The sequence below is a fragment of the Brevundimonas sp. genome (assembly GCF_041648115.1).
Classification (GTDB): domain Bacteria; phylum Pseudomonadota; class Alphaproteobacteria; order Caulobacterales; family Caulobacteraceae; genus Brevundimonas.
The window spans coordinates 1-12,026 of the sequence record NZ_JBAZPR010000028.1 but is presented as its reverse complement, the minus strand read 5'-3'; the positions used below and the strand labels follow the sequence as shown (position 1 = coordinate 12,026).

At 66.7% G+C, this 12,026-nt stretch carries 10 protein-coding genes, 2 pseudogenes and 1 riboswitch; of the genes and pseudogenes, 9 read left to right on the top strand and 3 right to left on the bottom strand.

The window, feature by feature from the left end:
- Both tuf and WC597_RS16770 read left to right on the top strand, forming a co-directional pair.
- Nucleotides 1-218, top strand: a pseudogene (tuf, locus tag WC597_RS16775) (elongation factor Tu); the annotation flags it as partial.
- Nucleotides 219-513: 295 nt separating this feature from the next.
- On the top strand, nt 514-2,109 hold the full coding sequence (locus tag WC597_RS16770) for a carboxylesterase/lipase family protein (protein ID WP_372695169.1): 1,596 nt from the start codon (nt 514-516) through the stop codon (nt 2,107-2,109).
- A 3-nt stretch (nt 2,110-2,112) separates the two neighbouring features.
- Here the strand turns inward: WC597_RS16770 and WC597_RS16765 are convergent, their stop codons facing one another.
- Nucleotides 2,113-3,183, bottom strand: a complete 1,071-nt coding sequence (locus WC597_RS16765) for a L,D-transpeptidase (RefSeq protein ID WP_372695167.1) — start codon at nt 3,181-3,183, stop codon at nt 2,113-2,115.
- A 40-nt stretch (nt 3,184-3,223) separates the two neighbouring features.
- Nucleotides 3,224-3,385: a hypothetical protein gene (locus WC597_RS16760; RefSeq protein WP_372695165.1), complete on the bottom strand. Its 162-nt coding sequence runs from the start codon at nt 3,383-3,385 to the stop codon at nt 3,224-3,226.
- 151 nt (nt 3,386-3,536) lie between these two features.
- Here WC597_RS16760 and WC597_RS16755 point away from each other — a divergent pair, with 151 nt between their 5' ends.
- The 3 genes from WC597_RS16755 to WC597_RS16745 all read left to right on the top strand — a co-directional run bounded on the left by WC597_RS16755 (nt 3,537) and on the right by WC597_RS16745 (nt 6,594).
- The gene (locus tag WC597_RS16755; protein WP_372695163.1) at nt 3,537-4,697 is read left to right on the top strand and encodes a GNAT family N-acetyltransferase; all 1,161 of its coding nucleotides are present in this window, start codon (nt 3,537-3,539) and stop codon (nt 4,695-4,697) included.
- A gap of 10 nt (nt 4,698-4,707) precedes the next feature.
- The gene (locus WC597_RS16750) at nt 4,708-5,622 is read left to right on the top strand and encodes a transcriptional regulator (RefSeq protein ID WP_372695161.1); all 915 of its coding nucleotides are present in this window, start codon (nt 4,708-4,710) and stop codon (nt 5,620-5,622) included.
- 84 nt (nt 5,623-5,706) lie between these two features.
- Nucleotides 5,707-6,594 carry a GIN domain-containing protein gene (locus tag WC597_RS16745; RefSeq protein ID WP_372695159.1) on the top strand — a complete coding sequence of 296 codons (888 nt, stop codon included), beginning with the start codon at nt 5,707-5,709 and terminating at the stop codon, nt 6,592-6,594.
- Between the two features lie 138 nt (nt 6,595-6,732).
- Here the strand turns inward: WC597_RS16745 and WC597_RS16740 are convergent, their stop codons facing one another.
- Entirely contained in the window at nt 6,733-7,491 is a 759-nt protein-coding gene (locus WC597_RS16740) for a hypothetical protein (protein WP_372695157.1), read from the bottom strand.
- A 251-nt stretch (nt 7,492-7,742) separates the two neighbouring features.
- Nucleotides 7,743-7,946, top strand: a riboswitch (cobalamin riboswitch).
- Nucleotides 7,947-8,055: 109 nt separating this feature from the next.
- Here WC597_RS16740 and metE point away from each other — a divergent pair.
- From metE to WC597_RS16720, 4 genes and pseudogenes are all read left to right on the top strand, one after another.
- The gene (gene metE, locus WC597_RS16735) at nt 8,056-10,380 is read left to right on the top strand and encodes a 5-methyltetrahydropteroyltriglutamate--homocysteine S-methyltransferase (RefSeq protein WP_372695155.1); all 2,325 of its coding nucleotides are present in this window, start codon (nt 8,056-8,058) and stop codon (nt 10,378-10,380) included.
- Nucleotides 10,377-11,141 (top strand): acyl-CoA thioesterase, encoded by a 765-nt coding sequence (locus WC597_RS16730; protein ID WP_372695153.1) that lies wholly within the window; start codon nt 10,377-10,379, stop codon nt 11,139-11,141. The genes metE and WC597_RS16730 overlap by 4 nt, the downstream gene beginning before the upstream one ends.
- A 295-nt stretch (nt 11,142-11,436) precedes the next feature.
- Nucleotides 11,437-11,742, top strand: a complete 306-nt coding sequence (gene rpsJ, locus WC597_RS16725) for a 30S ribosomal protein S10 (RefSeq protein ID WP_105563630.1) — start codon at nt 11,437-11,439, stop codon at nt 11,740-11,742.
- Nucleotides 11,743-11,763: 21 nt separating this feature from the next.
- Nucleotides 11,764-12,026, top strand: a pseudogene (locus tag WC597_RS16720) (50S ribosomal protein L3); the annotation flags it as partial.

The following is a 12,026-nucleotide window of genomic DNA, read 5'->3' as shown; positions in this document are numbered from 1 at the left end:
TCTTCACGAACTATCGCCCGCAGTTCTACTTCCGCACGACGGACGTGACCGGCATCGTTCACCTGAAGGAAGGCGTCGAAATGATCATGCCCGGCGACAACGCCGAGCTGAACGTCGAACTGATCACGCCGATCGCCATGGACCAGGGCCTGCGCTTCGCCATCCGTGAAGGCGGCCGCACCGTCGGCGCCGGCGTCGTCGCCAAGATCGTCGAGTAGTCGACGGATCCTTTTGGCCTGACGCGCTCACGCGCTGCTTGAGGCCGAGAGACACAGTAAGCGTAACAGAGCGGCCCTCGGAGAAATCCGGGGGCCGTTTTGGTGTGTCCTGTTCATCCCCGTCATCCTCGGGCTTGACCCGAGGACCGAGCGGTCCGCCGTATTGCTTCAACGGTGGCGCACAGCCCGATCAACATCCGATCCTCGGGTCGAGCCCGAGGATGACGGAGGTGAGGCAGGAAACGTCGCCTGCGTTCAGGCGTTAGGGTCTTCTGCCGAACAGCCAAGGTTCACGATGCGTCTAATCTCGTTGCTTGCGTGCCTTGTGGCCTTGTCGGCCTGCGCGACCCATCCCGGCAAGGTCGATCATGTCCGGTTCGCTAGTGATGCGAAGACGGTGCTGGCGACGACGGAGGATGGGGCGGTGCGCGGCTTGGACGGGGCGGGGACGCGGGTGTTTCTGGGCGTGCCGTTCGCTGCGCCGCCGGTTGGGGATCGGCGCTGGCGGGCGCCGCAGCCGGTGGAGGCGTGGAGCGGAGTTCGGGATGCGACGCGGATCGCCAGGGACTGCACCCAGGCCATCGGGCGGCGCTCGATCCTGGGCGGGGGCGGCGGGATCGTGGTGGGGTCCGAGGACTGTCTTTATCTGAACATCTATGCGCCCGGCGGCGAGCAGGCAGAGATCCTTCCGGTGATGGTCTATGTTCCGGGCGGGGCCTTCACCGTGGGGTCGGGGGCCAACTATGACCCGTCAAAACTGGCGCGCGACCAGGGGCGAGTGGTGGTGACGATGAACTATCGGCTGGGCGCGCTGGGCTGGTTGGCCCATCCGCAGTTCCAAGCGACGGGCGAAGGCTTCGGTGGCAACTTTGGTTTGATGGATCAGCAGGCGGCGCTGCAGTGGGTGCATCGTAACATCGCGGCCTTCGGCGGCGATCCGGGCAATGTGACCCTGTTCGCCGAGAGCGCGGGGGCGTGGACGGCCTGTTACCTGATGACCTCGCCGCAGTCCGAAGGGCTGTATCAGCGGGTCATCATGCAGAGTGGCGGGTGCCTGGAGCCGTCGTCGTTGGTCAGTGCGAAGGATGCGGCCCAGTCGGGGCCGATGTTCGCCGAGCGGCTGGGCTGCACGGGCGAGAACCAGGTCGCCTGCCTGAAGGCCTTGCCGGCGTGGCGGCTGTCGCGGGCGGCCTCGCTGAGGCCGGGCATCAACGGGCCAGGGTCGTGGGGGCCGGTGCATACGGATGCGACCGTGCCGGAAAACCCGGCGGCAGCGGTCCGCGAGGGACGGTTCACGCGCGTGCCGGTGATCGTGGGCACGAACCTGGACGAAGGGCGGCTGTTCGCCAACGAGGTTCACGACATGGATCGCTATCAGAAGGAAACGATCTGGATGTACGGCGACCAGGGTGAGCGTGTGCTGGCGCGCTATCCGGTCGGCGAGGACGGGCCGGCCTACGCCATCGCTGCGAACTTCACCGATCAGAGGTTCGCTTGCCCGTCACAGGCTTTGCGGCGGCAGCTTTCTCGGTATGTGCCGACCCGGGGCTATGAGTTCGCGGATCGCGGGGCGCCGTTCGTGCTGCCGGACTGGATCGTCGGTCTTGACCTGGGGGCCTATCACGCCAGCGAACTGGCCTATGTGTTCGGGACCAGTTGGGTGTTCGCGGACGTCAAAAAGTTCACGCCGGAGCAGAAGGCGCTGTCGGATCGGATGCAACGGCTATGGGCCGGATTTGGTACGGCGGACTTCGCCGCCGAATGGCCCCGCGTCGAGGGTGCGGGGCCGGTGCGGGTGTTCAAGCCCGAGGGCGATACGATGGACGACGACTTCTTCGCGCGCCACCACTGCGACTTCTGGGACGGGACGCCGTTCGGCGCGGTTCACTGATCCCTAAATGAAGCGAACCGTGACGCCGGGCTTGACCTTGTCGGCCAAGGCCCAGGCGTCCCAGTTGGTCAGGCGGACGCAGCCGTGCGAGGCGGTCTTGCCGACCAGATGCGGGTCGGGCGTGCCGTGGATGCCGTAGCTGGGCTTGTTCAGATCGATCCAGACCACGCCGACCGGATTGTTCGGGCCGGGTTTAACGATGACCTTTTCCTTGCCGTCGCCGTAGCCGTAGCCGTAGCTGAGCTTCGATGGGTCGTAGGTGTAGTCGGGGTTTCGGGCGACGCCGTTGACCTTGACCGTGCCGGTCGGGGTCGGGTTGTCGCCGCTGCCGATGGTGGCGGGGAAATAGGCGATCAGCTTGCCGTCGGCGTCGAAGGCCTTGACCGAGCCTTCGCTCTTGTCGACGTCGATATGATCCACCTCGGCGGGCAGGGGCGTGGTGTTGATAGCTGGGACCAGCAGCGCCTGGCCGACGCGGTTGAAGTCGGCGCCGGGGTTCATGGCGCGCAGCAGCGCCTCGGTGACGTGGAAGCGTTCGGCCGGGGCCTCGACGATATTGGCGTAACCCATGTGAGCGGCCTGGCCCTGGGCCTCCAGATCCGTGGGAACGACGCCGAGATAGGGACCGGCCATGTCCTGCTGGGTGATGGCGTAGGTGGTGGTGATTGCGCCCGGACCGGCGGCGGCGCGCAGTCGGCCCATCACCTCGGCGTCGAGCTCGCCGGTCACGGTCATGGCGTTCGCCTCCTGGAAGGCGGAGATGGCCTGACGCATGTTGGAGCCGGCCAGACCGTCGATGGCGCCGGGCGAGAAGCGGGCGCGTTCGAGCAGAACCTGTGCGCGGATCAGGGCGGGTTGAGCCTGAGCCTGGGCGGCGTCGGGCTGAGGCGACTGTCCGGCCTGGGGCGCCGGCTGGGCGGGCGGCGTATAGGCGGAGTTCTCGATGGCGTCGCGCGAGAGGGGGCCGGTCGCGCCCGCCTCGACCGCCGGGGTCTTGGCGGCGTCTTCCTCTCTGGGCGAGCAGGCGGACAGGGACAGGACCGCGAGGGCGGCGAGGGCGGCGGATCGGTTCATTGCGGACTTTCGGGCAGGCGGGCAGGACAGGCGGGCGAGATCAGTTCTGTTCGCCGGTGGCGGGATCGGTCTCGGTCTCGCCGGAGTTGGACGAGCCTTCCGAGCCCTTGGGTTCGGTGGCGGGGCGCGGCGGTTCGCCGTCTTCGTCCGGGCGCAGGTTTTCGTTTTCGACGCTTTTGCTGTCGGGGCGTGGATCGGTCATGGTCGTCTCCCTTTGGATCAAGGCAACGCGCAGGGGGCGGGGCGGCTCCGTCAACGCGCGTTCACCATGCCGGTGAACCCTGATGAAACGCGCATGGGGCAGGGTGGGGTTTGGAATGGACCTTGCTGCACGGGGTTCGATGAGGATGCGTATGGCCGGAATGCTGCAGGTCGAGATCATGGACGCGGGGGCGCTGGACGCCGCCGCCGTCGCCCTGTGGCGTGCGTGGACGGACGGCAATCCTGACCTGGCCAGCCCCTATTTCCGCTGGGACTATGCCGAGATCGCGTCGCGGGTCTGTCCCGGTGCGGCGATCGCGGTGTTCAAGCGAGACGGCGAGATCGTCGGCTTTTTCCCGCATCAGCGGCGGGGCGGGGCGGTGCAGCCGTTGGGCGCGCCGATGAACGACTATCATGGGGTCATCGCGCCTGCGGGCGAGACGATCACGCTGGAGGATGTGGCGCGGCTGTTGAAAGCCAAGCGGCTGAACGTGCCCGGCTGGATCGGCGCGGGCGAGACGGGGCAGGCGCGCGAGACGGTGCAGGTCGTCATGCCCGAGCCGGGATACGACGCCTGGTACGCCGAGCGGCGCACGACCTTCGGCAAATATTTCAAGGACAAGGAACGGGCGCGCCGCAGCCTGGAGGCCGAACTGGGGCCGATCCGGGTGGAGCGCGGGCTGCGGGATCCGGCGCTGCTGGACCATCTGATTGCGTTGAAGGCGGCGCAGTATCGACGGTCGGGTCTGCACGACATCTTCGCCTGCGGCTGGACGCGGGATTTGCTGCACGCGCTGATGAGCGAGCCGCGCGCGGACTTCGGGGCCTCGATGGCGTCGATGCATGCGGGCGACAAGCTGGTGGCGATCGAGTTCTCGCTGCACGCCGGGCGGCATTACCATTTCTGGTTCCCGGTCTATGAGCCGGCGCTGGCGCGCTGTTCGCCGGGCATCCTGCTGAGCATGGACACGATGCGGCTAGCGGCGGCCGAAGGATTCCGGGTGTTCGACTTCGGGTTCGAGGGCGAGACCTACAAGAAGTATTTCGTCAACGCCCGCCAGACGGTGCGCGAGGCCGTGGTGATGCGGCCCGGCGTGACCCAGGTGCTGGGCGACATGACGGTGGCGGCGCTGAATCGCGCGGGCGGACGGGGCGAAGCGGTCAGGGCCTCGCTGCGCCGGCGCTGGGCCACCATCGAAGCCTGCGAGGCGACCCCGGTCGGGCGGTTGAGGGGGGCGGCGGTCGCAGCCCGATCCGCTGTCCAGAAGGCCGCCGCGAGGAAGAAGACGCCCGCGCGCGTCGCCCACGCTTGAGGACATGAGCATGACCGAACGCCGCACCCGCTATCCCGGTCCCATCGCCGAGGCGAAGACCCACGCCCATACGCTGATCGATCAGGGATTCGCCGAGGATGCGGCGCTGGCGGCGGTGCTGGATCGCTATCCGGCCGAACTGTTCGACATCAACCTGTACGACTACGACGACGAGGGGCAGGTCAGCTTGCGCACTGGCGCACGCGGGCGGTTGTCGGGCGAGGAACTGCTGGAGGCGATCAAACAGGGTCGGCTGTGGGTCAATCTGCGTGGGGTCGAGACGGGCTGGCCCGAGCTGTGGACGGCGGCGATGAAGGATTTCGCCGCGATCCAGGCGACCTATCCGGGGATGCGGGCGGTGCGGAATGCGGGACAGTTGATCCTGTCGTCGCCCAAGGCGCGGGTGCCCTATCATTTCGACGCGGCGGGGGTGGTGCTGTTCCACCTGCGCGGGCGCAAACGGCTGTTCGTCTATCCGGGCGACGAGGCGCATCTGCCCGAACGCGATATGGAACAGGTCGTGGCGCGCCAGACGACCGAGGAACTGCCCTATAGGCTGGCGTTCGAGAACGATGCGCAGGTCATGGATCTGGAGCCGGGGCGGGCGCTGACCTGGCCGCTGTATGCGCCGCATCGGGTGGAGAATCTGGACCGGTTCTGCGTCAGCCTGTCGATGGATTTCCAGACCTGGCCGTCGCGGTTCAGGAACGGGGCGCTGTTCACCAATGCGGTGATCCGCAGCCGGGGCGGCCGGCCGCGCTTCACCGACGGCATGACGACGCCGGAGCTGGCCGCACGCTGGGCCGCGTCACTGGCGCTGAAGCGGGCGGGGGCGATGAAGAGCAAGATCGCCAACTTCGAACGCGATTTCGAACCCGAGGTCGGGGCGGCCGATGGGGCGGGCGTCATTGGCGCCGCGCGTTAATTCGAGTTCATGACCCCGAGTTAAAATGACTTGGGCGCGGGCGGCGCGCACCTTCCCCTCACATTCGGGAAAGGGAAGCCGCACATGAAGACCGCACTGATCGCCGCCGCCGCTGTCGCCACACTGGCGGGACTGGTCGCCGCGCCCGCCTCGGCCGCCGAGGTCGAAATCCGCAACGCCGTCGCGCGCGTCGTCGTCATCGTAGAGGACCGCCAGGACATCGGCGTGGAGGTCACGCAGGGCCAGACGCGTCTACCGGCGATCCAGGTGCGCCGCGAAGGCCGCGACGTGAAGATCGACGGCGGCCTTCGTCGCAATGGTATGTTCGGAAGCAGCGACGGCATCCGCAGCTGCAACTCGGGACGGTCCGACGCCGCTCAGCCGGGGCAGGGGGCGACGGTCGAGGTGCGCGACCTGGGACGGATCCGTCTGGAAGACGCGCCGCTGATCGTGGTGCGCACGCCCCGCACCGTCGATGTCAGCGCCAGCGGCGCCGTGTTCGGCTCGGTCGGACGTGGTGCGCGGTCGGTCGAACTGGACAACGGCGGATGCGGCAACTGGAACGTCGCCAATGTGGACGGCGATCTGGAACTGGGCCTTGGCGGGTCGGGGTCGATCCGCGCGGGCACGTCGCGTTCGCTGGATGCCAGCGTCGGCGGCTCAGGCTCCATCGCCGCTGGATCGACCGGCAGCCTGAAGGCGGCTGTGGGCGGATCGGGCAATGTGGACGTGGCCAGCGTCAACGGCCGGGGCGAGCTGTCGATCGGCGGCTCGGGCGGGGTGAACGTGCGTCAGGGCCGGATGGACAAGCTGTCGGTCGCCATCGGCGGCTCGGGCGATGTCCGCTACGGCGGCGCGACACGTGATCTGGATGTCGCCATCGCAGGATCGGGTAGCGTCCGCGTCGCCTCGGCCACAGGATCAGTGTCCCGTTCGGTCGTCGGATCGGGAACCCTGCAGATCGGGCGCTAAGACCCGTTTCTCCGCCGCGAGAGGAAAGGCCCCCGGTCGTGGAACCCCGGGGGTCTTTTTCGTGCGTGGCGTAAGCCAAGAAAAAGCCCCGGCGGATCGCTCCGCCGGGGCTCTTCATCTTGTCTCAGGCGTCGAGGATCAACGCAGGCCGAACAGCTTGGTGACGCTGCCCAGGTTGCGGCCCAGGGTGGCGCCGGCGCGGTCGCGCGATTGCAGATCGCCGCCGAAGTTGTAGCGAACGCCGACTTCGAAGGAGTCGATCGTCAGGTCTGCGTCTTCCAGTTCAGCGCGGTCATAGCCGGCGAAGACGCTGTAGGGCGTTGCAGCGAAGGCGTATTCGGCGCCGACGCCCGCCGACCAGCCGTCGGTGCTGACGCCAGCGAAGTCCACGTCCGAATAGGAGGCGCGAGCGGCCAGACGCAGGGCGGGCGTGGCGTAGAAGGCGGCTTCACCACCAACGGTCCACAGGTCCGCGTCATCGACGGTGCCGTACGACACGACGCCGGTCAGCGTGGCTTGCTGGAAGTACTTCTGGCCTTCGGCGCCGAAGGTCATCAGCGTGTCGCCACCGGCGATTTCTTCAGCGCCGACGAAACCGCCGAAACGCATGTCTTGGATGGCCTTGGTCAGGTGGACGGCGCCCGACAGGGTGGTCTCGTCGCCGAAGTCGTTGTCCGAATAGGTTCCGGCGGCGTTGAAGGTCGCGGTCCAGTCGCCGAAAGCGGAAGTGGCGACGGTGCCGGCGACGGTGGCGCCGTCAAGGTCGGTGTCAGCGCCGGGGACTTCGATCTTGGAATGGTTGTAGGCGACGCCGACCGAACCGATGGCGTCTTGAGCGAAGGCCGGAGCGGCGAACAGAGCGGCGGCGGCGGCCGAGGCGAGGAGGATCGTCTTCATTTTCTTTTGTCCTTAGCAGTCTGTGCCCGGATGGGGGTCCAGGAAGGGCGCCTGCTATCAGGGTGCGGACGAAGCTGAGCAATAAACCGCCGTTCGATATTCTCCTGTTGCGAAGATGTTGCACGACTGTCACGCGTTGCGGCGGGAATGTGTCACCAAGGGGGAGGTCCTGGGGCGAACGGTTAACGTGGAGATAGAATATAAAGATATAAGCATATCCTTATGTCTATTGACGTGGGGCACCCCTTGTGATCATCTGCATTCGTCGTGGTCTGCATGCGCTCCTCGGGGTGCGTGGAGCTAAGAGGGAAGCCGGTGTGAAACCGGCGCTGCCCCCGCAACTGTAAGCGGCGAGTCGAGGGTCCATCTCGTGTCACTGGCGTTCGCGCCGGGAAGGCCGGGCCCGAGGCGTCGACCCGTGAGCCAGGAGACCTGCCCCGACAGATAACGTCCTCCGGCGGGGTGCCCGGTCAGGCCGCATGCGCGCCGCCGGACCCATTGCGTCCGCGTCGGCGTCCGCGCGACCCTGTCCGAAACCTGGCCACAACACAGGTTTCGAATGTCATGACCCGCCACACCGTACAGGTCGCCACCCTCGGCTTTCCCCGCATTGGCCCCAAGAGGGAGCTGAAGACTGCGCTTGAGGCGCATTGGGCGGGAAAGATCGATGCGGAGACGCTGCTCTCCACCGCCGCCGAGCTGCGCGGCCTGACCTGGGCGCGGCAACGCGACCTGGGGGCCGACATCGTGCCGTCCAACGACTTCTCTCTGTATGACCAGGTGCTGGATCTGACGGCCATGGTCGGGGCCGTGCCTGCGGCCTATGGCTGGAACGAAGAGCGCGTCGATCTGGCGACCTATTTCGCCATGGCCCGTGGGTCGCGCGGCGACGCCCAGGTCTGCGAGCACGGTCACGTTCATGGCGGCGGCGAAGGCGTGCCCGCCATGGAGATGACCAAGTGGTTCGACACCAACTACCATTATCTGGCGCCCGAGTTCACGGCGGACCAGACATTCCGCCTGGGGTCGACCAAGGCGCTGGACGAATATCTGGAAGCCAGGGCGCAGGGGATCGAGACCCGGCCGGTGCTGCTGGGGCCGGTGTCGTATCTGCTGCTGGGCAAGACGCGGGGCGAGGCCTTCGATGTGCTGAGCCTGCTGCCGCGCCTGTTGCCGGTCTATGCCGAGGTGCTGCGCTCGCTGGCGCGAGCGGGGGCGACCTGGGTGCAGTTGGACGAGCCCTGCCTGGTCACCGACCTGAGTGACGAGGCCAAGGCGGCCTATGACCACGCCTATCGCGTGCTGACGGACGTGACGCCGCCGATCAAGGTGATGCTGACAACCTATTTCGGGGCGTTGGGCGACAATCTGGAGACGGCGTTGAAGCTGCCGGTGCAGGGACTGCACATCGATCTGGTGCGCGCGCCGGAACAGTTGTCGCAGGTGGCGTCGGCGGCGCGAGCCGATCAGGTGCTGTCGCTGGGCGTCATCGACGGGCGCAATGTTTGGAAGGCCGATCTGAACGCCGTGCTGGACCGGGTCGAGCCGTTGGTGGCCGCCGGGCGTCAGGTGGTGATCGCGCCGTCCTGCTCCCTGCTGCACACGCCCATCGATCTGGAGCGGGAGACGGCGCTGGATGCGGAGATCAAGGACTGGCTGGCGTTCGCGGTACAGAAGGTTGGCGAGCTGGCGACCTTGGCGCGGGCGCTGAACGAAGGCCGGGCGGCGGTGAAGACCGAGCTGGACGCCTCGACCGCCTCGGTCGCGTCGCGCCGCACCTCGCCGCGCATCAATGATCCCAGGGTTCAGGCGCGGGCGGCCGATGCCGATCCGGCGCTGGCGAACCGCAGCTCCAGCTTCGAGATCCGGCGCGGGGTGCAGCAGCGGCGGTTGAACCTGCCGGCCTATCCGACCACCACCATCGGCTCGTTCCCGCAGACCTCAGAGGTCCGCAAGGCGCGGGCCGACCACGGCAAGGGCGTCATCGACGACGCGGCCTATGCCCGGTTCCTGCGTGAAGAGACCGCGCGGACGGTGAAGTGGCAGGAGGACCTAGGGCTGGACGTGCTGGTCCACGGCGAGTTCGAACGTAACGACATGGTCCAGTATTTCGGCGAGCAGCTGTCGGGCTTTGCTTTCACCAAGGCGGCGTGGGTGCAGTCCTATGGCTCGCGCTGCGTGCGGCCACCGATCATCTTTGGCGACGTGTCGCGGCCCAGGCCGATGACGGTGGAATGGTGGCGTTATGCCCAATCCCTGACCGATCGGCCGATGAAGGGAATGCTGACCGGGCCGGTGACGATCCTGAACTGGTCCTTCGTGCGTGACGACCAGCCGCGCAGCACGACCTGCCGCCAGATCGCCTTCGCCATTCGCGACGAGGTGACGGACCTGGAGACGGCGGGCGCTGCCGTGATCCAGATCGACGAGGCGGCCCTGCGTGAGGGCCTGCCGCTGCGTCGTGCGGACTGGGCGGGGTATTTGGAGTGGGCGGTGGAAAGCTTCCGCATCACGGCGTCAGGCGTGCGGGACGAGACCCAGATCCATACCCACATGTGCTATTCCGAGTTCAACGACATCATCCAGTCCATCGGGGCCATGGATGCGGACGTCATCTCCATCGAGACCTCGCGGTCCAGGATGGAGCTGCTCGACGCCTTCTCCGACTATCGCTATCCGGCCGAGATCGGGCCGGGCGTCTATGACATCCATTCACCCCGCGTGCCGTCGGTGGAGGAGATGGCGGCCCTGCTGACCGCGGCGGCGGGCAAGCTGCCGGCGGATCGGCTATGGGTGAACCCGGACTGCGGGCTGAAGACGCGGGGTTGGCCCGAGACCGAGGCGGCGCTGACGAACATGGTGTCGGCCGCGAAGGCTGCACGAGCTTGAGCGTCACGCTGATCGACATGGTGTTCCCTGGGGACGCCAATCACCACGGGACATTGTTCGGGGGCGTCGGTCTGGCGCACCTGGACAAGGTCGCCTTCCTGGCCGCTGCGCGTCACGCGCGGCGGCCGACCGTGACGGCCGGATGCGAGCGGATCGACTTCGCCGCGCCCGCCCGGATCGGCGAAATGGTCGAGGCGACGGGCAAGGTCGTGCGCGTCGGCCGCACGTCGATGGGCGTGGAGGTCGAGCTATGGGCCGAGGCGCTGGTCAGCGGCGAGCGACGGCTGTGCACTCGGGGCGTCTTCAACATGGTGGCGCCGCGAGAGGCGGGGCAGGGCGACCTGCCGCCTCTGCTGGAAGACATACCCCAGGACGACGGCTGGCTGAGGGCGGTGGAGATGGTCTTTCCGACCTGGACCAACCACTACGGCACGCTTTACGGCGGCGATGCCCTGAAGCTGATGGGCAAGGCGGCCTTCATCTGTGCGACGCGCAAGGCCAGGGCGGTCATGGTCATGGCCGCGTCGAACCGCATCGACTTCTCGTCCCCTATAAGAGAAGGCGACATGATCGAACTGGCGTCCCGCGCGACAAAGATCGGTCGAACCTCGGTGACCATAGAGGTCGAACTGTGGGCCGAGGGATTGCTTACGGGGAAGCGGCGGCGGTCTGCGGCGGCCGAGTTCGTCATGGTGGCGGTGGACGAAGCGGGTCGGCCGAGGACGATTTCCCGGCCGGTGTCGGTGCTGGAGGCGGACTGACGAAATCCTGTGTCAGCACGGGTTTGCGCGCTTGACGAAATCAGAATCGGTAGGCATAAGCCACCACTCTTGTTGGACCGGCTGTGCACTTCGGTGCAAACGCGGTCCGCAGGAACGACCTAAGTCACTGTTCTTTGCAGCTTCTTGGGACTTCAGCGGCCTTCGCGGGTAACTGCGTGGGCCGATCGTTTTTGCGGATTTGCGTTCCCTGAGGGCTTTTTGCCCGAAGGCCTTCGGTCTTTGAAATGGTTCACAGGGACGCGGTCCTCCGACCGCATTGGAAGTAAGCACCGATATGGATCAAAGCATCCGCATCAGGCTCAAGGCCTTTGATCACCGCGTCCTCGATTTCTCGACGCGCGAGATCGTTAATACCGCCAAGCGCACCGGCGCGACCGTTCGCGGTCCGATTCCGCTGCCGACCCTGATCGAGAAGTTCACCGTGAACCGCTCGCCGCACGTCGATAAGAAGTCGCGTGAGCAGTTTGAAATCCGCACGCACAAACGCGTGCTCGACATCATCGACCCCACCCCGCAGACCGTGGACGCGCTCATGAAGCTCGACCTGTCCGCCGGTGTGGACGTCGAGATCAAGATTTAAAGTAGAAAGAGGCGGGATCCGATGCGCACGGGCGTGATCGCCAAGAAGCTGGGCATGACCCGCGTGTTCGCCGATGACGGCGCGCACGTACCGGTCACTGTGCTTCAGCTCGACGGCTGCCAGGTCGTCGGCCAACGTACCCAGGAGCGTGACGGCTACGTCGCTCTCCAGCTGGGCGCTGGCACGAAGAAGGCTAAGAACACCAACAAGGCTCAACGCGAGACCTTCGCCAAGGCGGAAGTCGAACCGAAAGCCTATGTGACCGAGTTCCGCGTCGATGCGGA